Origin of the sequence: Pseudomonas sp. M5 (assembly GCF_016907075.1) — a bacterium.
GTDB lineage: Bacteria > Pseudomonadota > Gammaproteobacteria > Pseudomonadales > Pseudomonadaceae > Aquipseudomonas > Aquipseudomonas putida_E.
In genome coordinates, this window is record NZ_JAFBBH010000001.1 from 2,630,254 (window position 1) to 2,655,879 (window position 25,626).

General features: G+C 62.5%; 21 protein-coding genes. 13 read left to right on the top strand and 8 right to left on the bottom strand.

The genetic code is table 11. From position 1 onward, the window contains the following. Positions 1 to 3: 3 nt before the first annotated feature. Positions 4 to 972, top strand: a complete 969-nt coding sequence (locus JOE27_RS12005; protein WP_046784463.1) for an ABC transporter ATP-binding protein — start codon at positions 4 to 6, stop codon at positions 970 to 972. Beyond that, complete coding sequence (locus JOE27_RS12010) at positions 972 to 1,940, top strand: peptide ABC transporter ATP-binding protein (protein WP_115273934.1); 969 nt, start codon at positions 972 to 974, stop codon at positions 1,938 to 1,940. The genes JOE27_RS12005 and JOE27_RS12010 overlap by 1 nt, the downstream gene beginning before the upstream one ends. 211 nt (positions 1,941 to 2,151) lie before the next feature. On the opposite strand, the gene JOE27_RS12015 is transcribed toward JOE27_RS12010, so the two are convergent. Then, positions 2,152 to 3,039: a hypothetical protein gene (locus tag JOE27_RS12015; protein WP_125923442.1), complete on the bottom strand. Its 888-nt coding sequence runs from the start codon at positions 3,037 to 3,039 to the stop codon at positions 2,152 to 2,154. A 250-nt stretch (positions 3,040 to 3,289) separates the two neighbouring features. Between JOE27_RS12015 and JOE27_RS12020 the strand changes: the two genes are divergently transcribed. From JOE27_RS12020 to JOE27_RS12035, 4 genes are all read left to right on the top strand, one after another. After that, the gene (locus tag JOE27_RS12020) at positions 3,290 to 4,099 is read left to right on the top strand and encodes a nuclear transport factor 2 family protein (RefSeq protein ID WP_204918827.1); all 810 of its coding nucleotides are present in this window, start codon (positions 3,290 to 3,292) and stop codon (positions 4,097 to 4,099) included. 64 nt (positions 4,100 to 4,163) lie between these two features. After that, positions 4,164 to 5,570 (top strand): FAD-dependent oxidoreductase, encoded by a 1,407-nt coding sequence (locus JOE27_RS12025; protein WP_204918829.1) that lies wholly within the window; start codon positions 4,164 to 4,166, stop codon positions 5,568 to 5,570. Positions 5,571 to 5,602: 32 nt separating this feature from the next. Next, entirely contained in the window at positions 5,603 to 5,944 is a 342-nt protein-coding gene (locus tag JOE27_RS12030; RefSeq protein WP_039604408.1) for a cupin domain-containing protein, read from the top strand. A 52-nt stretch (positions 5,945 to 5,996) separates the two neighbouring features. Beyond that, on the top strand, positions 5,997 to 7,076 hold the full coding sequence (locus JOE27_RS12035) for a polyamine ABC transporter substrate-binding protein (RefSeq protein ID WP_204918831.1): 1,080 nt from the start codon (positions 5,997 to 5,999) through the stop codon (positions 7,074 to 7,076). Positions 7,077 to 7,174: 98 nt separating this feature from the next. On the opposite strand, the gene JOE27_RS12040 is transcribed toward JOE27_RS12035, so the two are convergent. Continuing rightward, positions 7,175 to 8,758 carry a peptide chain release factor 3 gene (locus JOE27_RS12040; RefSeq protein WP_012316117.1) on the bottom strand — a complete coding sequence of 528 codons (1,584 nt, stop codon included), beginning with the start codon at positions 8,756 to 8,758 and terminating at the stop codon, positions 7,175 to 7,177. Between the two features lie 100 nt (positions 8,759 to 8,858). Next, positions 8,859 to 9,188, bottom strand: coding sequence for an XRE family transcriptional regulator (locus JOE27_RS12045; RefSeq protein ID WP_115273929.1), 330 nt, complete (start codon positions 9,186 to 9,188; stop codon positions 8,859 to 8,861). Positions 9,189 to 9,651: 463 nt separating this feature from the next. On the opposite strand from JOE27_RS12045, the gene JOE27_RS12050 reads away from it, so the two are divergent. The 4 genes from JOE27_RS12050 to JOE27_RS12065 are packed head-to-tail and all read left to right on the top strand — an operon-like array spanning position 9,652 to position 13,094. Next, positions 9,652 to 10,365 (top strand): ABC transporter permease, encoded by a 714-nt coding sequence (locus JOE27_RS12050; RefSeq protein WP_012316118.1) that lies wholly within the window; start codon positions 9,652 to 9,654, stop codon positions 10,363 to 10,365. 13 nt (positions 10,366 to 10,378) lie between these two features. Next, the gene (locus JOE27_RS12055) at positions 10,379 to 11,290 is read left to right on the top strand and encodes a glycine betaine ABC transporter substrate-binding protein (RefSeq protein WP_115273928.1); all 912 of its coding nucleotides are present in this window, start codon (positions 10,379 to 10,381) and stop codon (positions 11,288 to 11,290) included. After that, complete coding sequence (locus tag JOE27_RS12060) at positions 11,287 to 11,940, top strand: ABC transporter permease (RefSeq protein ID WP_012316120.1); 654 nt, start codon at positions 11,287 to 11,289, stop codon at positions 11,938 to 11,940. Before JOE27_RS12055 ends, JOE27_RS12060 begins: the two co-directional genes overlap by 4 nt. Further along, positions 11,937 to 13,094 carry an ABC transporter ATP-binding protein gene (locus JOE27_RS12065; protein ID WP_012316121.1) on the top strand — a complete coding sequence of 386 codons (1,158 nt, stop codon included), beginning with the start codon at positions 11,937 to 11,939 and terminating at the stop codon, positions 13,092 to 13,094. The genes JOE27_RS12060 and JOE27_RS12065 overlap by 4 nt, the downstream gene beginning before the upstream one ends. A gap of 108 nt (positions 13,095 to 13,202) precedes the next feature. Here JOE27_RS12065 and JOE27_RS12070 read toward each other — a convergent pair whose 3' ends face one another. The 3 genes from JOE27_RS12070 to JOE27_RS12080 form a co-directional block, all read right to left on the bottom strand. Then, the gene (locus JOE27_RS12070; protein WP_204918833.1) at positions 13,203 to 15,632 is read right to left on the bottom strand and encodes a TonB-dependent receptor; all 2,430 of its coding nucleotides are present in this window, start codon (positions 15,630 to 15,632) and stop codon (positions 13,203 to 13,205) included. 108 nt (positions 15,633 to 15,740) lie between these two features. Then, positions 15,741 to 16,703 (bottom strand): FecR family protein, encoded by a 963-nt coding sequence (locus JOE27_RS12075; protein WP_204918835.1) that lies wholly within the window; start codon positions 16,701 to 16,703, stop codon positions 15,741 to 15,743. 17 nt (positions 16,704 to 16,720) lie between these two features. Further along, entirely contained in the window at positions 16,721 to 17,209 is a 489-nt protein-coding gene (locus JOE27_RS12080; protein WP_115275494.1) for a sigma-70 family RNA polymerase sigma factor, read from the bottom strand. Between the two features lie 508 nt (positions 17,210 to 17,717). On the opposite strand from JOE27_RS12080, the gene JOE27_RS12085 reads away from it, so the two are divergent. Continuing rightward, positions 17,718 to 18,881: a type III PLP-dependent enzyme gene (locus JOE27_RS12085; RefSeq protein ID WP_046784472.1), complete on the top strand. Its 1,164-nt coding sequence runs from the start codon at positions 17,718 to 17,720 to the stop codon at positions 18,879 to 18,881. Between the two features lie 46 nt (positions 18,882 to 18,927). On the opposite strand, the gene JOE27_RS12090 is transcribed toward JOE27_RS12085, so the two are convergent. Further along, positions 18,928 to 19,677, bottom strand: coding sequence for a tetratricopeptide repeat protein (locus JOE27_RS12090; RefSeq protein WP_174141563.1), 750 nt, complete (start codon positions 19,675 to 19,677; stop codon positions 18,928 to 18,930). A 3-nt stretch (positions 19,678 to 19,680) separates the two neighbouring features. Continuing rightward, positions 19,681 to 20,361: a Fe2+-dependent dioxygenase gene (locus tag JOE27_RS12095; RefSeq protein WP_204918837.1), complete on the bottom strand. Its 681-nt coding sequence runs from the start codon at positions 20,359 to 20,361 to the stop codon at positions 19,681 to 19,683. Positions 20,362 to 20,582: 221 nt separating this feature from the next. On the opposite strand from JOE27_RS12095, the gene JOE27_RS12100 reads away from it, so the two are divergent. Together JOE27_RS12100 and JOE27_RS12105 are read left to right on the top strand one after the other, a co-directional pair. Continuing rightward, positions 20,583 to 22,865: a TonB-dependent siderophore receptor gene (locus tag JOE27_RS12100; RefSeq protein ID WP_204918839.1), complete on the top strand. Its 2,283-nt coding sequence runs from the start codon at positions 20,583 to 20,585 to the stop codon at positions 22,863 to 22,865. A 102-nt stretch (positions 22,866 to 22,967) separates the two neighbouring features. Beyond that, positions 22,968 to 25,523, top strand: a complete 2,556-nt coding sequence (locus JOE27_RS12105; RefSeq protein WP_204918841.1) for a sulfite reductase flavoprotein subunit alpha — start codon at positions 22,968 to 22,970, stop codon at positions 25,521 to 25,523. Positions 25,524 to 25,626 lie beyond the last annotated feature (103 nt).

Sequence of the window (25,626 nt, forward strand, 5' to 3'; positions counted from 1 at the left end):
GCCATGTCACTGTTGCAGATCAACAACCTGAGCGTGCGCTTCGGCGACGCCAATGCAGTCCCAGTGGTGGACGGCCTGGACCTGGCGGTGGACGCCGGTGAAATACTGGCCATTGTCGGTGAGTCCGGCTCGGGCAAATCGGTCACCATGATGGCCCTGATGGGCCTGATCGAGGCCCCCGGGCGCATCACCGCCGATACGCTCACCTTCGACGGCACCAACATGCTCAAACTCAGCTCCCGCCAGCGGCGCAAGGTGGTGGGCAAGGACATCGCCATGGTCTTCCAGGACCCGATGACCGCGCTCAACCCCAGCTACACCGTGGGCTACCAGATCGAAGAAGTGCTGCGCCAGCACCTGGGCCTCAAAGGCAAAGCCGCGCGCCAGCGTGCCCTGGAGCTGCTGAAAAAGGTCGAGATCCCGGCTGCCGAAAGCCGCCTGGACGCCTACCCGCACCAGCTGTCCGGTGGCATGAGCCAGCGCGTGGCAATCGCCATGGCGATTGCCGGGGAGCCCAAGCTGCTGATCGCCGACGAGCCGACCACGGCGCTGGACGTGACCATCCAGGCGCAGATCATGGAACTGCTGGTCAACCTGCAGAAAGAGCGCAACATGGCGCTCATCCTGATTACCCACGACCTGGCCGTGGTCGCCGAAACCGCCAAACGCGTCTGTGTGATGTATGCCGGCCAAGCCGTGGAAGTGGGCCAGGTGCCTGAGCTGTTCGACGTGCCCGCGCACCCCTACAGCGAAGCACTGCTGGCGGCCATCCCCGAACACAGCATCGGCGCCGAACGCCTGGCCACGCTGCCGGGCATCGTCCCTGGCCGGTACGACCGCCCGGACGGCTGCCTGCTGTCGCCACGCTGCCCGTACGTGCAGGACAACTGCCGGCGCCAACGCCCACCCCTTGACCCTCAGGCCCATAGCCTGGTGCGTTGCTTCTACCCGCTGAACCAGGAGGTGGCGTGATGAGCGTCGTTCTAACCGCACGGGAGCTGACCCGGCATTACGAAGTGTCCCGCGGGCTGTTCAAGGGCCATGCCTTGGTGCGCGCACTCAATGGCGTGTCATTCGAGCTGGAAGCTGGCAAGACACTGGCCGTGGTGGGTGAGTCGGGTTGTGGCAAGTCCACGCTGGCGCGCGCACTGACGTTGATCGAAGAGCCCTCTTCCGGCTCGTTGCAGATCGACGGCACCGAGGTCAAAGGCGCCAGCAAAAGCGAGCGCAAACAATTGCGCCGCGACGTCCAGATGGTGTTCCAGAGCCCCTATGCCTCGCTCAACCCACGGCAGAAGATCGGCGATCAGTTGGCCGAACCGCTGCTGATCAACACCTCGTTGAGCAAGGCCGAGCGGCGCGAAAAAGTGCAGAAGATGATGGAGCAGGTGGGGTTGCGGCCTGAGCATTACCAGCGCTACCCGCACATGTTCTCGGGCGGCCAGCGCCAGCGCATCGCCCTGGCCCGGGCGATGATGCTGCAACCCAAAGTGCTGGTGGCCGACGAACCGACCTCGGCGCTGGATGTGTCGATCCAGGCACAGGTGCTGAACCTGTTCATGGACCTGCAGAAGGAATTCAACACCGCCTACGTGTTCATCTCCCACAACCTGGCAGTGGTACGCCACGTGGCGGATCAGGTGCTGGTGATGTACCTGGGCCGGCCGGCGGAAATGGGGCCGAAGGCAGATATCTACGAAAAGCCGCTGCACCCGTACACCCAGGCGCTGCTTTCAGCGACACCGGCGATCCACCCGGACCCGTTGAAGCCGAAGATCCGCATTGCCGGCGAGCTGCCCAACCCGCTCAACCCGCCGGATGGGTGCGCATTTCACAAACGCTGCCCGTATGCGACGGAGCGGTGTGGTGTTGAAGTGCCGGCGTTTCGGCAGGTCGGGACCAGGCAAGTCGCCTGTCACTATGCCGAGCAGTTTCTTTAGGTCGGCATAGCCTCAATCGCCGGCAAGCCGGCCCCCACAGGTAGTTCACTGCTCCTGAGAACGGTGATGTACCTGTAGGAGCCGGCTTGCCGGCGATGGGCCGCACAGCGGCCCCAACCACTCAATGCATGAATATCGCGATCAGAATGATCACCGGAATCGGCACCCCAAGCATCCACAGCAGTAATGAGCGCATGATGTTTCTCCTTACTCAACGTTGAACAGTACGACGCGCGGTGTAATCAACCCCTTCCCCTTCCAGCCACATCACGCGATCACGCTGGCGACCACCGTACAGGGCTGCCAGGCTGGCGAAGAATGCCCCACACAACAGCGCAACGAAGGTCCACAGCGCGGTCCATGCCGCCACTTTGGCTGCGGTGTCGGCTGCTTTTTTTGCCTCGACCTTGGCTTGCTCGACCTGGGCGAACACCTGGTCTACGCGTGCTTCGGCTTCAGGCTGGCTGAGGCGGGTACGCTGGGCCACCAGTTGCGCCAGGTAAGCGCGGTCATCTTCGGCGAGCGTCCCCTGCGCAATGGACCTGGCGATAATCCGTGCTGCCACGCCATTGGCGGCGTCGTCACTCACAGGCGCCGGGCCATCACTGCGGAACAGGCTGTCGACGAAATAGCCATTGGCGTCAGGCTTGGGCGCCATGCTGGCTGCGGCCCCCACGGCATTCGCGCCCGCCTGCACACCGGCACTGGCCAGCCCCCCGGCGGTACTCACGATCAGCATCGCCGCTACCAGGGTGGCGACCGCCCAGGCGAGAAAACCATGCGCCGTGTCGCGGAAGTACACCTCGTCACCGTGCAGGTTCGCCCACTTCACCCGCAGGCGCCCGGCAATATAGCCACCCAGCCCGGAAGCAAGAATCTGGGTCAGCAATAGCCAGATGATGGTCGAGATGCCCAGTGCCTTGGCGCTGGCGCCTTCATCGGCCCAAGGCGAGGTAGCGGCAAAGCCGAGCCCCGCACCCAGTACCATCAGGATCAGTGAAAGGGACGCCGCGGCAGCTGCCCCGGCGAAGATGGCCGCCCAGGACACGCCTGAGCGGCTCTGGGAATCGACATGCGGGTAGTCGGCAGAGGGAATCATGAGGTTTTCGCCTTTATTGTTGATAACAGGTCCATTGCCCTGTAATCGGTGCAGAGGCTGTGCCAGTTGTGTCAAAAAATGACATGCTGCCAAATCAATGGCTTAGCTCAAGCGTACGTCCTAGGACCGTGCAAAACACCCGAATCGAGGCTCACCACTCAGGGTTTATGCAACGCCCCCCAAGATCCGACCCACGCATCCCAGGGCCCACAGACTTGCCTGCTTCCGCCCTCCCCGGCACTATCAACCCATGACCCCGACCATCCTCGCCGACGGCCCTGAACAAACGCCAATCACCGCCGAAACCGTGCTGCGCTACCACCTGTGCTGGAAGCACCGCGACCTCGACGGGGTGATTGCGCTCTATCACCCGGACGTGCAATACCACGATTTTTTCCAGAACCGCGTGCTCGGTTACGACGCGTTGCGTGACTACGTCCGCGCTTGCCTGCCCCACGAGGCCGGCGAGGACATCGTCCATGGTGACCGCATCCGCGTAGACGGCAGCACGGCATTCATCCAGTACCAGGTCACGGTGCAGGGCGGCGAAGGCCTGGTGGCGTTTCAGTCCAGCGAAGCGATCACGGTCAAGGACGGGCTGATCTGGCGGGTCAACGAGTACGCCACGCTGGTCCGCCAGAACAGCCAGGGGCTTGCCAGCAGCGGCCCGCGCCCAGCCGTCAGCCGCCTGGGCCTTTCGCCGCGACAGCTGTCGACCATGGCCCAGGACCTGGAGCACTACTTCCAGCGCCAGCGCCCCTACCTTGACCCGGAACTGGACCTGCAACAGGTGGCCGATGCCAGTGGCTACAGCCGCAACCAGATCTCCTACCTGCTCAACCAGGTGCTGGGGCAAAGCTTCTACCGCTACGTCAACCAGGCCCGCCTGCAGCACCTGATGGCCAGCCTGGATGACGACAGGGTCGGGGCGCCGATCGACGACCTGGCGTTCAGCGCGGGCTTCAACTCCCTGTCGGCATTCTACAAGTGCTTCCGCGAACACACCGGGCTTACGCCCAAGGCCTATCTGAAGCAAATTTCCCTGCGTGCACGCACGTAAGACAGCCAGCGCTGAACGCCACTAGGATCGCCCACAGACCTTGACGGATGTGGAGCCGAACCCGATGCAACCTTTGCGCACGCTCAGCCTGTGGATGGACCAGCTTGAAGAGCCGCTGTGCGCCCGCCCGGCCCTGCGCGAAGACCTCGACGTCGACGTGTGCATCATCGGCGCTGGCTACACCGGGCTTTGGACCGCCTACTACCTCAAGCGCCAGGCGCCACAGCTGAACATCGCCGTGATCGAGGCCAACATTGCCGGCTTTGGCGCCTCTGGGCGCAATGGCGGCTGGCTGATGGGCAACATGCTCGGTGAAGACCGCCTGCTCGCCACCCTGTCGCCGCAACAACGCCGCGCCAGCATCGACCTGCTGCATGGCATCCCCGACGAAGTCCACCGCGTGCTGCAACGCGAAGGCATCGATTGCGACTACCGCAAAGGCGGCGTGCTGTATTGCGCCGCGCGCTACCCGGAACAGGAGCGCAGCCTGCGTGCCTACCTCGATGACCTCTACCGCCAGGGCATGACCGAGGATGACTACCGCTGGCTGCGCCCTGAGCAACTGGACGCCCAGCTTCGCGTGAGCAACGCCTACGGCGCGATCTACAGCCCGCATACCGCGACCATCCAACCCGCCAAGCTGGTGCGTGGCCTGGCCCGGGCGGTTGAAGCGCTGGGCGTGCCGATCTACGAGAACACCCCCGCCGTCGACTGGCAGCCCGGTGAAGTGCGGGCACCCCTGGCGCGCATCCGCTGCCAGTGGATGGTCCCTGCTGTGGAGGGCTACGCCGCCAGCCTGCCACCGCTGGGCAAGCATCAACTGCCGGTGCAGAGCCTGCTGGTGGCCACCGAGCCCCTGCCCGAATCGACCTGGGAGCAGATCGGCCTGTCACAAGGCCAGGCCTTCAGCGAGAGCAGCCGCCAGGTCACCTATGGCCAACGCACCGCCGACAACCGCCTGGTGTTCGGCGCCCGCGGCGGCTACCGCTTCGGCGGCAGGCTGCGCGAAGACTTCACCCTGACAGAGGCCGAAGTCGAACTGCGCCGCTACCTGTTCAGCGAGCTGTTCCCACAACTCAAGCATGTGCGCATCACCCATTCGTGGGGTGGCAACCTGGGCATGGCCCGGCGCTTCCGCCCGCACATGCTGTGTGACCGCCAGCGCGGTATTGCCCTGTCCGGCGGTTATGGCGGTGAAGGTGTCGGCGCCACCAACCTCGGTGGGCGCACCTTGGCCGCGCTGATCCTCAACCAGCACAACGAACTGACCGCGCAACCCTGGGTGCTCGACAACCGTCCGCTGTCGAGCCTGGCCAGCTGGCCGCCCGAGCCCTGCCGCTGGCTGGGCTACAACGCGATCATCCAGAGCTTCGTGCACGAGGACCGAACCCTCGCCAACCCCGCCACCGTGCCATGGCAGCGGCGCCTGGCCAGCTCGCTGGCGGACTTCATGGAAGGCTTCATGCACTGACTTCCCTTTCACCCACACAGGATCCAACGGTAATGAGCATCACCCAGTTCAAACACACCGAAAGCGCCGTGCTGGAAAGCTCCAACCCGGTCGCGGTGCCGCTTGGCGAACCCGTGGCAGTGACCTCGGTCACCTGCGTGGAACGCAGCGATGGCGTCGAAACCGGCATCTGGGAATGCACGCCCGGGCGCTGGCGGCGGCAGATCGCGCAGCAGGAGTTCTGCCACTTCATCAAGGGCCGCTGCACCTTCACACCCGACGGTGGCCAGCCCCTTCACATAGAAGCCGGAGACGCACTGATGCTACCGGCCAACAGCATGGGCATCTGGGATATCCAGGAAACCGTGCGCAAGACCTACGTACTGATCTTCTGATCCGCTGATCGCCTGCCTTCGAAAACAACAGACAAAGCAAGGTAAACCCGACATGCGCACCCTCCTTCTCGCTCCCCTGATGCTGGCCGCCAGCGTGGCCAACGCCGCCGACTCGGTAAAGATCTACAACTGGTCCAGCTACGTGGCCCCCGACACGTTGAAGAACTTCCAGCAGGCCACCGGCATCAACCCGACCTACGACGTGTACGACAGCAACGAGACCCTCGACGGCAAGCTGATGACCGGCAACTCAGGCTACGACGTGGTGTTTCCCTCCAACCACTTCATGGCCCGACAGATTCAGGGCAAGGCCCTGAAGAAGCTGGACAAGTCGCAGCTACCCGGCTGGAACAATCTCAACCCGGTGCTGCTCAAGGCGCTGGAGGTCAACGACCCCGGCAACCAGTACGGTTTCCCGTACCTGTGGGGCAGTACCGGCATCGGCTACAACATCGACAAGGTAAAGGCCGTGCTCGGTGACAACGCCCCGGTGGATTCATGGGACCTGATCTTCAAGCCCGAGTACATGAGCAAGCTCAAGAGCTGTGGGGTCGCCGTGCTCGACAACGGCCCTGAACTGTTACCCATCGCTCTGCACTACCTGGGCTTGCCGCACCACAGCAAAGACCCGAAGGACTACGAGAAGGCCAAGGAACTGCTGATGAAGGTGCGCCCGTACATCAGCTACTTCCATTCATCCAAGTACACAGGTGATCTGGCCAATGGCGATATCTGCGTGGTGGTAGGGTTCTCGGGTGACGTGCTGCAGGCGAAAAACCGCGCCGATGAGGCGAAGAACCGGGTGAAGGTCGGCTATTCGATCCCCAAGGAAGGCGCACCGATGTGGTTCGACATGGTTGCCATGCCGGCCGATGCACCGGATGAAAAGGCGGGTTATGCCTACATGAATTACCTGTTGCAGCCGCAGGTGATGGCCAATATCAGTAACCATGTGCAGTACGCCAACGGCAACCTCAAGGCCGACGCCCTGGTGGACCCGGCACTCAAGGGCAACACCATGATTTATCCGAGCGAAGAGATGATGGGCAAGCTGTATGCGCTGGAGGCGATGCCGGCCAAGATCGACCGCATTCGTACGCGCATCTGGACCAGTATCAAGGCGGGGAACTGAAATGGGGCCGCTTTGCGGCCCTTTCGCGACACAAGGCCGCTCCTACAGCTGTAGGAGCGGCCTTGTGTCGCGAAAAGGAGGGCATAGCCCTCCCAGGATCAGTGATGCTCGCGAGTAGCGCGGAACTTGACGTCCGGCCAGCGCTCTTCCATCAGCGACAGGTTGACCCGGGTCGGGGCCAGGTAGGTCAGGTGACCGCCACCGTCGATGGCCAGGTTTTCCATGGCCTTGACCTGGAAGTCTTCGAGCTTCTTCTTGTCGTCGCAGCTGATCCAGCGTGCCGACCACACGGTGATCGGCTCGTAGGCGCACTCGACCTTGTACTCTTCCTTCAGGCGGCTGGCGACCACGTCGAACTGCAGCACACCGACCGCACCAAGGATGATGTCGTTGCTGCGTTCTGGGAAGAACACCTGGGTCGCGCCCTCTTCGGCCAGCTGCTGCAGGCCCTGGCGAAGTTGCTTGGACTTGAGCGGATCCTTCAGGCGCACGCGGCGGAACAGTTCCGGGGCGAAGTGCGGGATACCGGTGAAGCCCAGCGCCTCGCCTTCGGTGAAGGTGTCGCCGATCTGGATGGTGCCATGGTTGTGCAAGCCGATGATATCGCCAGCGTAGGCTTCTTCGAGCTGCTCGCGCTCGGACGAGAAGAAGGTCAGCGCGTCACCGATGCGCAGGTCCTTGCCGGTACGCACGTGACGCATCTTCATGCCTTTCTCGTACTTGCCCGAGCAAATGCGCATGAAGGCGATACGGTCGCGGTGTTTCGGGTCCATGTTCGCCTGGATCTTGAACACGAAGCCGGTGAACTTCTCTTCAACCGGCTCCACGGTACGCTCGTGGGCTACACGGGCCAGCGGGCGCGGCGCCCAGTCGACAACGGCGTCAAGTACATGGTCGACACCGAAGTTGCCCAGTGCGGTACCGAAGAACACCGGCGTCAGCTGGCCATTGATGAACTCGTCCTGATCGAACTCATGGCAGGCGCCCTGCACCAACTCGAGCTGCTCGAGGAAGCGGTCGTACTCGTCACCCAGGTGGGCACGGGCTTCATCAGAGTCGAGTTTCTCGATGATCTTCGCCTCGGTACGCTCATGGCCGTGGCCCGGGGTGTAGACAATGATGTAGTCGCCGGCAAGGTGGTACACACCCTTGAAGTCGCGATAGCAACCGATCGGCCAGGTGATCGGCGCGGCCTTGATCTTCAGCACCGCTTCGATCTCGTCGAGCAGTTCGATCGGGTCGCGGATGTCACGGTCGAGTTTGTTGATGAAGCTGACGATGGGCGTGTCGCGCAGGCGGCAGACGTCCATCAGGGCGATGGTCCGCGGCTCTACACCTTTACCGCCGTCGAGCACCATCAACGCCGAGTCCACTGCAGTCAGCGTGCGGTAGGTATCTTCCGAGAAGTCTTCGTGGCCAGGGGTGTCGAGCAGGTTGATCATGTGCTCGCGGTACGGGAACTGCATCACCGAGGTGGTGATGGAAATACCGCGCTGCTTCTCCATTTCCATCCAGTCGGAGGTGGCGTGGCGGTCGGACTTGCGCGACTTCACGGTACCGGCGACGGCAATGGCCTTGCCCATCAGCAGGAGTTTCTCGGTGATGGTGGTCTTACCGGCGTCGGGGTGGGAAATGATTGCGAAAGTGCGGCGCTTCGCGACTTCGGCGGCCTGGTTGGTCATGGGAAATCGCCTGACTGGGGGATTCAAAAAGGGGCGATATCATACCTGAAGTTGGGCGGGGACCAAAATTTGATCCCCTTCGTTGGTAAACGATGGTCAGTCAGGCGCGTTTCGCCTGGCTTTCACAAAAACCGTCAAGCGTCACAGGAGGGCGGCCAGGTATATTCACAACGAGTTCCAGAGTGCCGCCCAAGGCCTCCACATAGCTGCGCAGGGTCGAAATCAACATGTCACTGCGCTTCTCCACCTTGGAGATGTTGCCCTGACGCATGTCCAAGCGTTCTGCCAAACCTTCTTGCGTGAGTTCAAGCTGCTTACGCAATGCCTGAAGCGTCATTTCTTCGCGAATCAATTGACGACCCAGCTGCTCCACCCTCTCCCTGCGCTCAGGGGACAATTCGTTGATGACCTCATCAAGCGTCTTGGACATCTTTCTCTCCTCTGGACAAGTGGTTTTCAAAGCGAGTGTCTGCTTGCTTGATCAACACCTGATAAAACCTGTGCTCCCTGACCCCGCACTTGTCACCTACCACCAGGATCGAGAAGGGAAATTCTGTCCATCAGCACAGGTAGACAGATAGCAGGTAAACCAACGCCTTTACGTAGGATTCACGCTGTTTTTTAGTACGAAAAAACACTCGCCCCAGTGATTAACACTGGCCAAATGCCGCTGCAGATGGGAACCTTTACGCCCTCGGAGACGTCCACTCCCCTGCAACCCGCTTCGCTTGGGGACTGGTTTCATCAGCATTTTCGGGCCCGACGGGGTTCGGCTCATGGCCTGATCGCAGCCTTCGGTTGCTTCACGCTGCTAATCGCGAACACACCACTCGCCGCCAGCCATGGCCGGCCATAAAAAGAGTGTGCTCGCCGACAACACAAGGAGTCCGCCTGTGGCTACACGCTACGGAAAAGGGCTGTTGGGATGGGCCGCCGTGCTCGTCATCCTGGCCCTGCTGGTTCACTGGATCGGCATCGACACGATCGCGCGTTACCGCGACGATCTTGGGTTTTACCTGCAAGCGCACCTGGTACTGGTGCTGGCTTCGATGGCGGCGGCGTTGGCCGTGGGCATCCCCGCCGGCATTGCGTTGAGTCGACCACACCGGGTCGACAAAGCCGAGCGCTTCATGCAGTTCTTCAACGTTGGCAACACCATTCCCCCTCTGGCCGTTCTGGCCATCGCCCTCAGTATCCTGGGCATCGGCGCCGGGCCCGCGATCTTCGCGCTGTTCCTCGCCTCCCTTCTGCCTATCGTGCGCAACACCTACGAAGGCCTGAAAAACGTCCCCGCCTCGCTCAAAGAAGCCGCCACCGGCATCGGCATGACCCCGCGCCAGCAACTGTGGCAGGTGGAACTGCCCAATGCCGTGCCGATCATCGTCGGCGGTGTGCGCGTGGCCCTGGCGCTGAACGTGGGCACTGCGCCCCTGGCGTTCCTGATCGGTGCCAACAGCCTGGGCAGCCTGATTTTCCCCGGCATTGCCCTGAACAACCAGCCACAGCTGCTGCTTGGCGCGGCCTGCACGGCGTTGCTGGCACTGGCGCTGGATGCCGCGGTGAGTTTCTCCAGCAAGCGCTGGCTGGAACGTGGCCTGGCCCAATAAAAAGAGGGAACGTATGAAGAAGAGAATCGCCTTGCTGCTGGGCGCGGCCCTGCTGTTCGCAGGCTTTGCCCAGGCGGCGGAAAAACCCCTGGTGCGCATCGGCGCACGGGTGTTCACCGAACAGACCGTACTCGCCGAAATCACCGCCCAATACCTGCGCGCCAATGGCTTCGATGTACGCGTCACCTCCGGCCTTGGCAGCAGTCTCGCCCGCCAGGCCCAGGAGACCGGCCAGTTGGACTTGATGTGGGAATACACCGGCGTGTCGCTGGTGTCGTACAACCACATCGAAGAGCGCATGCCCAGCGCCGAAGCCACCTACGCCAAGGTCAAGGCGCTGGACGCCAAGAAGGACCTGATCTGGCTGACCCCGACCAAGTTCAGCAACACCTACGCCCTGGGCCTGCCCAAACAGGTCGCCGAGGCCTACCCACAGATCAACACGATCAGTGACCTCAACCAAGTGCTGCGCGACGAGCGCCAGCGCAACCACCTGGTAGCCCTGGACACCGAGTTCGCCAACCGCCCGGATGGCCTGGTAGGCCTGAAGGAGATGTACGACCTGCAAGTCGGCCGAGCCAACATCAGGCAGATGGACGCCGGCCTGGTCTACACCGCCATGCACAACAACCAGGTGTTCGCAGGTCTGGTGTACACCACTGACGGCCGCCTGAGCGCCTTTAACCTCAAGCTGCTGGAAGACGACAAGCACTACTTCCCCGACTACACCGCTGCCCCAGTGGTGCGCAAGGCCGTGCTCGACGCCAACCCGCAACTGGTCGCCCTGCTCAAGCCACTGGCCGAGCAGCTCGATGACGAGACCATGCGCCAGCTCAATGCCAAGGTCGACGTCGATCACCAGAGCCCGACTGCTGTGGCCGCAGCATTCCTGCGAGAGCACCCACTCAAGGAGGTGCAGCCATGAGCCTGCTCGATACGTTCGCCCACCTCGACTGGGCCCTGGTGCTGCAACTGACCTGGCAGCACATCATGCTGGTCGGCATTGCCGTTGGCCTGGCAATCCTGGTCGGCGTGCCGCTGGGCATCCTGATGACCCGCTTCCCGGTGGTGGCCGGGCCGCTGCAAGCCAGCGCCACAGTGCTGCTGACCATCCCGTCGATTGCCCTGTTCGGCCTGCTGCTGCCGTTCTACTCCAAGTTCGGCCAGGGCCTGGGGCCATTGCCTGCGATCACTGCGGTGTTTCTTTATTCACTGCTGCCCATCCTGCGCAATACCTACCTCGCCCTGACCAACGTCGAGCCTGGCATCCGTGAAGCCGCGCGCGGTATCGGCATGACCTTCGGCCAGCGCCTGCGCATGGTCGAGCTACCCATTGCCGTCCCCGTCATCCTCGCCGGCGTGCGCACTGCCGTGGTGATGAACATTGGCGTGATGACCATCGCCGCGACCATCGGTGCCGGTGGCCTGGGCGTACTCATCCTCACCTCCATCAGCCGCAGCGACATGTCGATGCTGCTGGTCGGCGCCGTACTGGTCAGCCTGCTGGCAATCATCGCCGACCTGCTCCTGCAAACCCTGCAACGTGCCCTGACTCCAGAAGGACTGCGCTCATGATCGAACTCAAGAACCTCAGCAAAACCTTCAACGTCAACGGCAAGGACGTCAAAGCCGTCGATTCGGTCAGCCTGACCGTCAACGAAGGCGAAATCTGCGTGTTCCTCGGCCCCTCGGGCTGTGGCAAGAGCACCACGCTGAAGATGATCAACCGCCTGATCACGCCAACCTCCGGCCAAGTGTTCATCAATGGCGAAGACACCAGCGGCCTGGACGAAGTGACCTTGCGCCGCCATATCGGCTATGTGATCCAGCAGATCGGCCTGTTCCCCAACATGACCATCGAGGAGAACATCACCGTGGTCCCGCGCCTGCTCGGCTGGGACAAGCAAAAGTGCCACGACCGCGCCCGTGAGCTGATGCACATGATCAAGCTCGAGCCCAAGCAGTACCTGCAACGCTACCCGCGTGAACTGTCCGGTGGCCAGCAACAGCGCATCGGGGTGATCCGTGCGCTGGCTGCAGACGCGCCGGTGCTGTTGATGGACGAGCCATTCGGCGCAGTCGACCCGATCAACCGCGAGATGATCCAGAACGAGTTTTTCGAAATGCAGCGGGCGCTGAACAAGACTGTGATCATGGTCAGCCACGACATTGACGAAGCGATCAAGCTGGCCGACAAGATTGCCATTTTCCGCGCCGGCAAGTTGCTGCAGCTGGACCACCCGGACACCTTGCTGGCGCACCCGGTGGATGACTTCGTAAGCAACTTCGTGGGCCAGGACAGCACCTTGAAACGCCTGTTGCTGGTGCGCGCCGAAGATGCGGCGGACAACGCCCCGTCGGTAAGCCCAGAAACGCCCGTGAGCGATGCGCTGGAGCTGCTGGACGAGCACGACCGCCGCTATGTGGTGGTCACCGATGCGCAGAACAAGGCGCTGGGGTATGTACGCCGGCGCGACATGCACCGCCAGCAAGGCACGTGCGCGGACTTCCTGCGCCAGTTCAATGCAACGGCTTCCCACGATGAGCATCTGCGCATCCTGCTGTCGCGGATGTACGAGTTCAACCGCGCCTGGTTGCCGGTGCTCGATGCCGAGCAGGTGTTCCTGGGCGAGGTGACGCAGGAGTCGATCGCGGCTTACCTGAGCTCGGGGAGATCGCGCGGGGCCAAGACCAGCATCGTGTCGCCGGCTGAGGCGGTGGTTTCCTGATCAAAGGGAGCGCTTAGCGCTCCAATCGCCGGCAAGCCGGCCACAGGGTTCAGCAGCGCTGCTGTCAATGTGGAAGCCGGCTTACCGGCGATTGAGGCACTGCTGCTATCAGAACCCCACGCTGGCCTGCACATAGAAGGTCCGCGGCTCACCCACATAAATGCCGGCATTGTTGTCGCTGGAGCGGGTGAAGTACTGCTTGTCGAAGAGGTTCTTCACCCCCGCCGCCAGCTTCAAATTGGCCATCTTCGGTCCGAAGTCATAGCCACCACGCGCATGCCAGGTCACATAACCCGGAATGTCGCCATACTGCCCATCAGCGCTCGGCTCGGTGATGTAGTCGCCATTGAAGCTCCCGTCGGCATTGATCCCCGTACCCGGCGCGCGCTGCTTGGATTGGGCGTAGGCGTCCAGGTTCCAGGTCCAGTGGTTGACCGCGTAGCGCAGGCCGGCGGTGGCCACTTGGCGTGAGTAGAACGGTAGGTCGCGCCCCTTGAAGCCGGGAATCTCCCCTTCATAAGTCGCGCGGGTGTAGGTGTAGCCACCATTCACCGACAGCCCTTCCAGGCGCGGGTCCAACGCGGCCAGGTCGTAGCGTACAGACGCCTCGATACCCTGGTGCTTGGTGGCGCCCAGGTTGGTCCAGCCTACATCATTGCTGATGTATTGCAGCTCGTCGTCGAAGTCGATGTAGAAGGCCGTCAGCTCCCCGGCGAAAGCACCATTGTCATAGCGCGTACCCAGCTCGTAGGTCTTGGCCTTTTCCGGCTCCAGACCGTTAGCCGTGCTGTTACCGGTACCGCCTTGGCCCAGCTGGAAGTACTGCAGGCTGCCGAACGACGTTTCGTAGTTGGCAAACACCTTCCAGGCATCGGAGATGTGATACATGACGCTCAGCGCAGGCAGCGGTTCATTGCTGGTGATGCTGCGTTTCTTCTCGGCCACCGGGCGGTTGTTGGCGCCCAGCACCGGGCGGTCGCGCCAGTCAGTGTTGATGTGCTCGAAGCGCACACCCGGGGTGATGGTCCAGTTGCCGACGTCGATCTTGTCATCGATGTAGTAGGCGCTGGCCTCGGTGCCGCCGCTGCGGTCCTGGAATACATGGCCGTCGGACGTCGGGGTAGGCGTCGGAACGTTGTCGATCAGCGCCAGGCGGGTCGACTGTTCGCGCATGGCTTCTTTGAGGTAGCGGTAACCGACACTGACTTCCTGGGTGGTGGGGCCGGCGAAGAAGATCCGCGAAACGCGCGGCTCGATGGCGAAGGTGTGGTAATTGCGCGGGTAGGACGACAGGGTCTTCATGTCACGCGAGGCGATGGTGCTGCCGCGGAAGCTGTCGGTGTAATACGTCAGCACTTCGAACTGGGTGGCCTCGTCGAGTTGGCGCTGCCATTTGAACGACACGTCCTTGCGGCGCCCGGCGAAGTAATCGTAATCACGCAGTGACTGGTACGGATTGCTGTCGTACTGGGCCTGGGTCAAACCACCGGGCATATCGGCACGGCCATCGTAGTAATGGAAGTTGAGCCAGAACTCGTCAACGTCGGTCGGTGCCCAGTGGGTCTTGAGGATGACGTCGTCGATGTCGTTGCCATTGTTGCTCTGCCGGTAGCCGTTGCCGTTCACCCCGGTGTACAGCAGCGCCACACCCATGCCGTTGTCGGCAGTGCCGCCGACGAAGGCCGACTCGGTGTGCTTCCAACCGCCGTGCTGCGAGGTCTCCAGGGTGGTGGAAAGCTCCGCCGAAGCCTGCTGCGGGATCGCCCGGGTGACGAAGTTGATCACCCCACCGACGTTCTGCGGGCCATAGCGCACCGAACCGGCACCACGCACCACATCGATGCTGTCGAGGTTGCCCGAGGAGATCGGCGCCATGGACAGCTGCGGCTGACCGTAAGGAGCGAAAGCGGCCGGGATGCCATCGATCAGCACCGTAGAGCGAGGCGACAGGCGCGACGTCAGGCCGCGTACACCTACGTTGAGCGACAGGTCGCTGCCACCTGTGCCGTTGGAGTCCTGCACTTGCACGCCCGGGATGCCACGCAGTGCGTCGCGCACGTTCATCGTGCCCTTTTCCACCATGGCCTCACGGCGCACCACGGTGCGCGCACCGGGGTGGTTCTGCACAACGGCCTGATCGGCATCACCCAGCCAGTCACCCACCACGTTGATATCGGTGGGCGCCAGTTCCAGGCTACCGCTGCCCAGGTCGAGGGTGGTCGGCAGCGGCTTTACCACCACGGTATCCTGGGACATTTCGAAGGTCAGCCCGCTGCCCTGCAGCAACTGTTGCAGGGCCTGCACCGGCGCCAGCTTGCCGGACACCGCCGGGGCCTGCTTGCCGGCCACAAGCTCAGGGTTGTAGAACAGCTGCAGGTGGGTTTGCTGGCCCAATTGGCTGAGCGCCGAAGCCAAAGGTTGAGCCTGGATCTGGATGGCGGTGTCGGCCTGTTCGGCATGGCTGTTGACGGCCACGGCACTGACCGCGAGGGCCAGCGCCATGCCGCGCAAGCGTGGCAAAGGTTTGTTGTTGTTCACGTCGTCAAGACATCCTGAAGTTCGGGATAAACGCCAACTGCATGCAAATGGAAATGCTTGGCAGTTGCAGCTGGCGAGGAAGACGAACGAGCCGAAAAAAACCTGAATCTATTTCGCGATTATTTCACGAGAGCCGTCTTCACGGGTTTTGATCGCCACCGGCAGGATGCTCGGCAAGGCGCGCAGCAGTGCATCGGTATCATCGATGCTGAAGGTGCTGGACAGGCGCATCTGCGCCACCTTGCCGGGGGCAACGCGCAATGGCTCGGTGCGATAGCGCGAGGCTTCGGCCACCACTTCAGCCAAGGTGGCGTTGTCGAAGACCAGTTTGCCCTGGCGCCACGCCGTCAGCGCCGCGGCGTCGACCGCATAGGGCGAAGCAAGCTTGCCTTGTGCATCTATATGTATCCCCAGGCCCGCCGTCAGTTGCGCCAGCGAAGCATCCTTGCCCTGCACGCGTACCGAGCCCTGCTCCACTGCAACACGGGTGGCGCCAGGGTCCAACCGCACATCGAAGCGGGTACCGGTGACGGTCACACTGCCCTGTGCGGTATCGACCACGAACGGCCGGTTGCTGTCGTGGGCGACAATGAACATCGCTTCGCCGGCATCAAGCCGAATTTGCCGTCGCCCCGGGCTGTAGTCGACCTGCAACTGCGTAGCGCCGTTGAGTTCCAGCTGTGATCCGTCCGGCAGTAATACCTGACGGCGCTCGGCAAAGGCGGTCTGCAATTGCGCCTGGTGATTGAGGCGCTGGTACTGCCAGCCACTGAAGCCCAGCCCCAGGGCAACTACCGCCACGCCGGCTGCCAGTGCCTGGCGCAGGAAACGCCGCCGAGGCAACTGCTGCACTGGCTCAGGTTGGCACAGCGCTTCGAGGCGCTGGCGCGGTATGAAGTCGGCGGCCCGCCACAGGCTGACGAGATGCTCATACTCCTCGCTGTGGTGCGGATCAGCCTCCAGCCAGGCATGCAGCTGTGCCAGCAGCACGGCATCGCCCGGTGCATCCTGCACGCGTGCGAACCACTCGGCCGCCTGCTGGCGGACGGTCTCGGTACCGTGCTGTTTCATGGACAAGGTCTCCTGACTCATCTTGCCGACACATCCAGGTGCTCACGCAAATGTCGGAGCGTGCGGATCATATACTTTTCGACCATGTTCTTGGTCACACCCATGCGCTCGGCGATCTCGGCCTGGGTCAGCCCCTCGAGCTTCTGCCAGATGAACACCCGTCGGCAATTGAGCGGCAGCTCGGCCAGCGCCCGCTCGACGCTGGCGGCCAGTTCCAGGGCATGGACATACGCCTCGGGGTCGCCCGTGCCGCCGGCCCCTTCATCGAAGGCTTCCAGCTCGAGCGCCTGGCGCCGGTCTTCGCGGCGAAAACCGTCCACCGCAATGTTGCGGGCGGTCTGGTGAAGGTAGGCGCGTGGCTGCTCGACCTGCTCGCGCGGGTTTTCCAGAACCCGTATGAAGGCGTCATGGGTGAGGTCCTCGGCCTGCTGACGACTGCGCAGCTTGCGCGTCCAGGTGCCGATCAGCTCTTGGTAATGGTCGAGGAAGCCTTTGTGTCCGGACACGGTCGGGGTCGTCAGCAAGGAGCCAGATAATGGCGCGAATAGTAATATTTCTCATAAAGCACAGCAAATCCGCCAGTCGGTAACAAAAAATTTATGCGTGATTTCAGGCACTGCACTGCCCATGAACGTGGCCATAAATATGAACACCTTCGCCTTTCTCGCGGGTAAGGGCGCCGCTATAGAAACCGCACTATCCCTGTGGGGGCGGGCTTGCCCGTGACGGGCCCGAAACGGTCTATTCCACAATTTTTTACGCCTGCCAACGCGCGGGGAACATCTACCGGTCACACGAGTCGGTTATTCAAGTGGCAACGCGTCGATCTTGGGTCGACACGCCCGGATTACCTGTTGATCTTGCGTTCTTCACGCCCTAAAGTGCGCGCCGAACGTCCATGCTGGAAACGATCCATCCGGCTCAAGTACTGAGTAGGCGAACCAAAGTGGGGATACGGAGGACGTTCAGTTTGCAGCCACTTATCTTTTCAGTTTGCCCATGGAGTCCCTGAGCATGTCGATCCAGGTCGAAGACTATTTCGCGCGTGACACCTTCCAGAAAATGAAGGCGTTCGCCGACAAGCAGGAAACCCCGTTCGTACTCATCGATACCCAGATGATCAGCCAGGCCTACGACGACCTGCGCGCCGGTTTCGAGTTCGCCAAGGTCTACTACGCGGTCAAGGCCAACCCGGCGGTCGAGATCATCGACCTGCTCAAAGAGAAAGGTTCGAGCTTCGACATCGCCTCGATCTACGAACTGGACAAGGTGATGGACCGTGGCGTCAGCGCCGACCGTATCAGCTACGGCAACACCATCAAGAAGTCCAAGGACATCCGTTACTTCTTTGAAAAAGGTGTGCGCCTGTACGCCACCGACTCGGAAGCCGACCTGCGCAACATCGCCAAGGCCGCGCCGGGCTCCAAGGTCTACGTACGCATCCTCACCGAAGGCTCCACCACCGCCGACTGGCCACTGTCGCGCAAGTTCGGCTGCCAGACCGACATGGCCATGGACCTGCTGATCCTGGCCCGCGATCTGGGCCTGGTGCCATACGGCATTTCCTTCCACGTGGGTTCGCAACAGCGCGACATCAGCGTGTGGGACGCCGCCATCGCCAAGGTCAAGGTGATCTTCGAGCGCCTGAAGGAAGAAGACGGCATCGAGCTGAAGCTGATCAACATGGGTGGCGGCTTCCCGGCCAACTACATCACCCGCACCAACAGCCTGGAAACCTACGCTGAAGAGATCATCCGCTTCCTCAAGGAAGACTTCGGTGACGACCTGCCGGAAATCATCCTCGAGCCAGGCCGTTCGCTGATCGCCAACGCCGGTATCCTGGTCAGCGAAGTAGTGCTGGTTGCGCGCAAGTCGCGCACCGCCGTCGAGCGCTGGGTGTACACCGACGTGGGCAAATTCTCCGGCCTGATCGAAACCATGGACGAGTCCATCAAGTTCCCGATCTGGACCGAAAAGAAAGGCGAGATGGAGGAAGTGGTCATCGCCGGCCCGACCTGCGACAGCGCCGACATCATGTACGAGCACTACAAGTACGGCCTGCCGCTGAACCTGGCGATCGGTGACCGCCTCTACTGGCTGTCGACCGGTGCCTACACCACCAGCTACAGCGCGGTGGAATTCAACGGTTTCCCGCCGCTGAAGGCCTACTACCTGTAATGCAGAACGGGGCCGAAAGGCCCCGTTTTCATTCAGGTTGACCCCATCACGCTTCGCGCTGTTCTATCTCTGCGGCATACCGCGCCGCAAAGGCCATCAACCCTGGCCCCGCCCCCTGCAAGGTCGCCAAAGCACTGCGCAGAAAATTCATGTTCCCCTCAACCCGCGCGTGCTCCAGCCACTGCCCTGCCTCGGCCATCTGCCCACGCTCTACCAGCACCAGCGCCAGGCTGAACATCCCACGAAAATCCCCCGCTTCGGCGGCACGCCTGTACCAGCGCACTGCCCGCGCCGGGCTGGGCGCCGTAGCGATACCCTGCTCCAGGTAACGCCCATACAGGTTCATCGACTTGGCATGCCCCAGCCGCGCAGCCTTCTCGTAGCACATCAATGCCTGCGCCTGATTGGCCGGTACCCCACGCCCGGTAGCCAGCAGGTTGCCCAGGTTATACAGGCCCCAATCCAACCCGGCATCGGCTGCGCGGGCATAGTGAACCGCAGCCTGCGCCACATTCACCTCGCCGCCCCAACCATGCTCCAGGCAACGCCCGAGCATGTTGTGCGCCATGGCGCTGCCACCCTGGGCAGCAATGCCGAACCAGCGCCGGGCCACTTCGGCATCCGCTTCGATGCCGCGGCCGTCAAGCAGGATCTGCCCGAGCAGCACCTGAGCTTCGATCACGCCCTGCCCTGCCGCCGCGAGAATCGCCTGGGCGGCCTTGCCCGGACTGTCTTCGAGCATGGCCTTGAGGCCAGCGACATCCAGCACTTCTTCACGGCGCAACTGATAGGACACGGCTCAGACCTCTGCCCAGCGGCGCAGCAGGTTATGGTAGGTGCCGGTCAATTGCAGCAACGAGGGGTGCTCGGGCACATCGGCGGTGAGTTGCTGGATGGCATTGTCCATCTCGAACAGCAACGCCCGCTGGCTGTCCTCCCGTACCAGGCTCTGGGTCCAGAAGAACGCCGCATAACGCACGCCGCGCGTCACCGGGTTGACCTTGTGCAGGCTGGTGCCCGGGTACAGCACAAGATCCCCGGCAGCCAGCTTGACCTGCTGCTCGCCATAAGTGTCCTGGATCACCAGTTCGCCGCCGTCATAGCTGTCCGGGTCGCTGAGGAAAAGCGTCGAGGACAGGTCGGTGCGCACCCGCTCCGGGCTGCCTTTTGGCTGGCGCAAGGCATTGTCGATGTGGAAGCCGAAGTTGCCACCCTCGCGGTAGCAGTTGATCAGTGGCGGGAAGACTTTGTGCGGCAGGGCCGCCGACATGAACCGTGGGGTTTTCCACAGGCGGTCGATCAGCGCGCTGCCGATTTCCTTCGCCAGCGCGTGGCCTTCTGGCAGCTGCAAGTTGTGCTTGGCCTTGGCCGACTGATAGCCGGCCGTGACCTTGCCATCGGCCCAATCGGCCTGCGCCAGGGCCTCACGAATGCGGGCAAGCTCATTGGCGTCGAACAGGCCGGGGATATGAAGCAGCATGGCGGCGGCACCGTTAAGGAGTGTAAAGGTGGCAATGATATTGATTCCCTTTTACGCCGTACAAGCCCTTTCTTCACCCGAGACGTTTCAGCTTGATTAAACCGTAAAGAGAATTTGTAAAGATTGTAAGTTCGAAGTGAATGGTAACGAATCTCAATTGTGACCTGCAATCACTTGCATTATGATCCGCGGCCTTCACACCTTGGGGAAGGTCCATAACAATGCGTCAATACGTGCCATCTGCAGTGAGTTCTCCACGTCTGATCGTGTCCGCCATCGGCGTCGCCCTGAGCGCTTCGTCCGCCTACGCCGCCGATCCGGCTACCAACAGCGCCATCACCCTCGATGCCACCAGAGTCAATGGCAAGGCTGAACAGGCCAGCACCGATTACAAGGTCGAAAAGGCCTCCTCGCAGAAGTACACCGCGCCGTTGGTGGACACCCCACGCTCGGTTACCGTAATCCCCCAGCAAGTCATCAAGGACACCAATGCCCTGAGCCTGCAGGATGCCCTGCGCACTGTGCCAGGCATCACCTTTGGTGCAGGCGAAGGCGGCAACCCGCAAGGCGACCGTCCGTTCATTCGTGGTTTTGACGCCCAGGGTGACACCTACCTGGATGGTGTACGCGATACCGGTGCGCAGACCCGTGAAATCTTCGCCATCGAATCGGTGGAAGTGGCCAAAGGCCCCAACTCGGCCATCGGTGGCCGCGGCGCGGCAGGCGGCACCATCAACCTGGTGAGCAAGCGTGCACACCTGGGCAACTCGCTGGACGGTGCCTGGACCTGGGGCAGCGACCAGACCCAGCGCTACACCTTTGACGGCAACTACCAGTTCAGCGACACCGCTGCCGGCCGCCTCAACCTGATGACCCACGAGAGCAACGTTGCCGGCCGGGACAAGGTCAACTACGACCGCTGGGGTATCGCCCCGTCGCTGGCCTTTGGCCTGGGCACGCCAACCCGCGTCAACCTCGACTACTACCACCTGGAAAGCGACGACCTGCCGGATTCGGGCATCCCGTACAGCATCCCTACCGGTGGCAGCAGCGCACGCACCTCGGCGCACCCAAGCAAGCCGATCGACGGCGGCGACAGCGACAACTTCTACGGCCTGACCGGTCGCGACTTCCGCAAGACCCGTGTGGACATCGCTACTATCGCCGTGGAACACGACCTGAGCGACTCGTTGACCATCAAGAACACCCTGCGTCATGGCAACAGCATGCAGGACTACATCCTGACCCAGCCAGACGACAGCGCGGGCAACGTCAACAACAACGGCGTATGGCGTCGTGCCAATACCCGTGTGGGCAACACTGCCACCACCACCAACCAGACCGACCTGTTCGGTGAGTTCTTCGTGGGCGGTTTCAAGAACAACTTCTCCACCGGGGTCGAGTTCAGCAAGGAAGACTCGGACCGTCAAAGCTACACGGTGTCGCCAAACAGCAAGCTCACCTGCACCGGCCCGGGCAATGGTGGCAGCTGTACTTCGCTGAGCGACCCGAACCCCGACGATGCCTGGGATGGCACGATCTCGCGCAACTACGCCGGCACCAAGACCAGCAGCAAGACCCGCGCAATCTACGCCTTCGACACCCTGGAGCTGACGCCTGAGTGGCTGCTGAACATGGGCCTGCGTTATGACCACTTCGATACCAAGTTCCGCACTTACGATGCCTCGGGCGCGACCGTGGTGAACAAGAACGGCGTCCCGACCAAAGGCCGCGACACCAGCGAGTTCTTCACCGGCCAGTTGGGCCTGGTCTGGAAACCGGCCGAGAACGGTAGCATCTACGTGTCCTATGCCACTTCAGCCACCCCGCCCGGGGCGATGCTCGGCGAAGGTACCGAAGGCAACCCGCTATCGGGCACCACCGACCGTGGTGGCAACCTCCTGGCCAGCGACATGGAGCCGGAAGAAACCACCAACTACGAAATCGGCACCAAGTGGGACCTGCTCGACGAGCGCCTGTCGCTGGCCGCTGCGCTGTTCCGTACCGAGAAGGAAAACGCCCGTGTACAGGTGAACACCACCACCTACGAAAACGTCGGCGAAACCCGCGTGCAGGGCATCGAGCTCTCGGCCAGCGGCAAGCTCACCGACAAGTGGCAAGTGTTCGCCGGCTACACCTACCTGCAGGCCCGCCAGATCGACGGCGGCCCGCTGGGCAAGGCCAACGATGGCAACCAATTGCCAAACACGCCTAACAACAGCGCCAGCCTGTGGACCACATACTCGATCACCCCGAAGCTGACGGTCGGCGGCGGCGCCTTCTATGTGGATGACGTCTACGGCAACGTAGCCAACACCACCATGGTCGACAGCTATGTACGTTACGACGCCATGGCCGCCTACAAGCTGACCAAGAACGTCGACCTGCAACTTAACGTGCAGAACCTGACCAACGAGGTGTACTACGACAAAGCGTTCTCCACCCACTTCGCCAACCAGGCGGCGGGCAGGACTGCATTGCTGACCACCAGCGTCCACTTCTAAAGCAGCAACCCGGAGCCCCGTTCATTCCAATGAGCGGGGCTTTTGCGTATCAAGGCATAATGCACCCCGCGCAGGGCGCGGCAGCAACACAAGGTGAACGATGTGGTGAAGAAGACGCTGTTCCAATTGCACTGGTTCTTTGGCATCACCGCTGGCCTGGTGCTGGCCTTGATGGGTATTACCGGTGCGCTCTATTCGTTCCAGGAAGAATTGCTGCGCGCCTTCAACGCTGACGTGTTGAAGGTCGAGGTGCGCGCCGAGGGCGTGCTGCCTCCGGCTGAACTGGTGCGCAGGGTCGAGGCCGCCCAAGGCGACAAAGTGTCGATGCTGTGGGTCGATGTACGCGAAGGCAACGCCGCACGGGTCTTCTTCACACCGCCGCCGGGCGAGCGCCGCGGTGAGTTGCGCTATGCCGACCCCTATACCGGCGAGCTCAAGGGCCAGGCCGCCGGGCAAGACTTCTTCAAACTGATGCTCACCCTGCACCGGTTCCTGGCCATGGGTGACACCGGCCGGCAGATCACGGGCGCCTGCACCCTGATGCTGGTGTTCTTCTGCCTCTCCGGCCTGTACCTGCGCTGGCCGCGCAAAGCCCTGAACTGGCGCACCTGGCTGAGCTTCGACTGGGCCAAGAAAGGCCGCGCCTTCAACTGGGACCTGCATGCCGTAGCCGGCACCTGGTGCCTGCTGTTCTACCTTCTGTTCGCACTGACCGGCCTGTTCTGGTCCTACGAGTGGTACCGCGAAGGCCTGAACAGGTTACTTGCCGACGCGCCTGGCGCAGGACAGCAGCACAAGCGCGGCGAAGGCCGTGGCCGCCATGGGCCGCAGAAGGTGGACAAGAACGCACCGCCGCTGGTGGTCGACTACGACGCCATCTGGGCCAACCTCAAGGACGCTGCCGGGCCAGGGCTTGCCATGTACAACCTGCGCCTGCCACCTGCTGGCGGCCAGCCCGCCAGCCTGTTCTACCTGCTCGACAGCGCCGCGCACCCACGCGCCTTCAATACCCTGACCCTGGACCCGGCCACCGGCCAGGTGAAAAACCACGACCGCTATACCGACAAGTCCTTCAAGGCCCAGCTGCTGCAAAGTGTTTATGCCTTGCACGTGGGTGAATACTTCGGCCTGCCGGGGCGGATCATCGTCACCCTCGCCAGCCTGACCATGCCGCTGTTCTTCGTCACCGGCTGGCTTTTGTACCTCGACCGCCGCCGCAAGAAGCGCCAGGTGCGTGCCGCCCGCGGCCACGTCGCCAACGCCAGCGCCAGCGGCGACAGCTGGCTGATCGGCTTCGCCAGCCAGAGCGGTTTCGCCGAGCAACTGGCCTGGCAGAGCGCCGGACAATTGCAGGCCGCAGGCTTGCCGGTGCAAGTACGTGCACTTGCCGACCTTGGCGAAGAGGACCTACGCCAGACGCGCCGCGCGCTGTTCGTGGTCAGCACGTTCGGTGACGGCGAAGCGCCTGACAGCGCCCGCGCTTTCGAGCGCAAGGTGCTGGGCCAGCCTTGGGCCCTGAACGGGCTCAGCTATGCCGTGCTGGCGCTCGGTGATCGCCAGTACCCGCACTTCTGCGGCTTTGCCCGGCGCCTGCAGGCATGGCTCGGCGAGCGCGGTGCCAGCACGGCGTTCAGCCCGGTGGAAGTGGACAACGCCGACCCGGCGGCCCTGCAGCAATGGCAGCAGGAACTGGCGCAGCTGACTGGCGCCCAACCCGTCGCTGCCTGGCAACCGCCAAGTTTCGGCAACTGGAGCCTGGTCAGCCGCGATCTGCTCAATCCAGGCAGTCAAGGCCAACCGGTCTACCTGATCGGCCTGCGCCCTGAAGAGCCCGCCAGTTGGGAGGCCGGTGATCTGGTAGAAATTCTGCCGCTCAATGGCCAGCCACGCGTGGATGCATTCCTCAGCGGCATGGCCCTCGACGCCAACGCCACTGTGCAGCTTCACGGCCTGAGCGAGACCCTCGGCCAAGCCCTGGCAGGCCGCCAGCTACCACCCCGCCGGGACCACCTGATCGGCTTGCAGCCACAAGCGCTGATCGATGCGCTGGCACCGATCGGCAGCCGCGAATACTCCATCGCCTCGATCGCCAGCGATGGTGTGCTGGAGCTGATCGTGCGCCAGGAGCGTCACCCCGACGGCAACCTTGGCCTGGGCTCTGGCTGGCTGACCGAGTACCTGCCAGTCGATGGCACCCTTGGCCTGCGCCTGCGGCGCAACAGTGGCTTCCATCTGCCCGAAAGCGCCGCGCCGATGATCCTGATCGGCAACGGCACTGGCCTTGCGGGCCTGCGCTGCCTGCTGCGGGCGCGGATCAATGCCGGCGAGCAGCGCAACTGGCTGCTGTTCGGAGAGCGTAACCGCGCGCATGACCTGTTGTGTGGCGATGAGCTGCAAACCTGGCTGGAGAGCGGCGACCTGGCACGCCTGGACCTGGCGTTCTCGCGCGATCAGGCCGAAAAGGTGTATGTGCAGGATGTATTGCTGCAGCAGGCTGAGGAGTTCAAGCGCTGGGTTGCCGATGGCGCTTATGTGTATGTCTGCGGCAGCCTGCACGGGATGGCGGCCGGTGTTGATGCGGCGCTCAAGGGCATGCTCGGTGAAGAAATGGTCGAGCAGTTGATCGAAGACGGGCGTTATCGGCGGGATGTTTACTGATCAGGGATTGAACTGACACAGCTGGCCGCTGTAGGAGCGGCCTTGTGTCGCGAACGGGCCGCGAAGCGGCCCTCGATGTTTCGGCATTGATGCAACAATTGCT

What these genes read in the sequence shown, in the direction of transcription:
- JOE27_RS12005 (WP_046784463.1), top strand. Translation starts at nt 4, where the DNA reads ATGTCACTGTTGCAGATCAACAACCTGAGCGTGCGCTTCGGCGACGCC.
- JOE27_RS12010 (WP_115273934.1), top strand. Translation starts at nt 972, where the DNA reads ATGAGCGTCGTTCTAACCGCACGGGAGCTGACCCGGCATTACGAAGTG.
- JOE27_RS12015 (WP_125923442.1), bottom strand. Translation starts at nt 3,039, where the DNA reads ATGATTCCCTCTGCCGACTACCCGCATGTCGATTCCCAGAGCCGCTCA.
- JOE27_RS12020 (WP_204918827.1), top strand. Translation starts at nt 3,290, where the DNA reads ATGACCCCGACCATCCTCGCCGACGGCCCTGAACAAACGCCAATCACC.
- JOE27_RS12025 (WP_204918829.1), top strand. Translation starts at nt 4,164, where the DNA reads ATGCAACCTTTGCGCACGCTCAGCCTGTGGATGGACCAGCTTGAAGAG.
- JOE27_RS12030 (WP_039604408.1), top strand. Translation starts at nt 5,603, where the DNA reads ATGAGCATCACCCAGTTCAAACACACCGAAAGCGCCGTGCTGGAAAGC.
- JOE27_RS12035 (WP_204918831.1), top strand. Translation starts at nt 5,997, where the DNA reads ATGCGCACCCTCCTTCTCGCTCCCCTGATGCTGGCCGCCAGCGTGGCC.
- JOE27_RS12040 (WP_012316117.1), bottom strand. Translation starts at nt 8,758, where the DNA reads ATGACCAACCAGGCCGCCGAAGTCGCGAAGCGCCGCACTTTCGCAATC.
- JOE27_RS12045 (WP_115273929.1), bottom strand. Translation starts at nt 9,188, where the DNA reads ATGTCCAAGACGCTTGATGAGGTCATCAACGAATTGTCCCCTGAGCGC.
- JOE27_RS12055 (WP_115273928.1), top strand. Translation starts at nt 10,379, where the DNA reads ATGAAGAAGAGAATCGCCTTGCTGCTGGGCGCGGCCCTGCTGTTCGCA.
- JOE27_RS12060 (WP_012316120.1), top strand. Translation starts at nt 11,287, where the DNA reads ATGAGCCTGCTCGATACGTTCGCCCACCTCGACTGGGCCCTGGTGCTG.
- JOE27_RS12065 (WP_012316121.1), top strand. Translation starts at nt 11,937, where the DNA reads ATGATCGAACTCAAGAACCTCAGCAAAACCTTCAACGTCAACGGCAAG.
- JOE27_RS12075 (WP_204918835.1), bottom strand. Translation starts at nt 16,703, where the DNA reads ATGAAACAGCACGGTACCGAGACCGTCCGCCAGCAGGCGGCCGAGTGG.
- JOE27_RS12085 (WP_046784472.1), top strand. Translation starts at nt 17,718, where the DNA reads ATGTCGATCCAGGTCGAAGACTATTTCGCGCGTGACACCTTCCAGAAA.
- JOE27_RS12095 (WP_204918837.1), bottom strand. Translation starts at nt 20,361, where the DNA reads ATGCTGCTTCATATCCCCGGCCTGTTCGACGCCAATGAGCTTGCCCGC.
- JOE27_RS12100 (WP_204918839.1), top strand. Translation starts at nt 20,583, where the DNA reads ATGCGTCAATACGTGCCATCTGCAGTGAGTTCTCCACGTCTGATCGTG.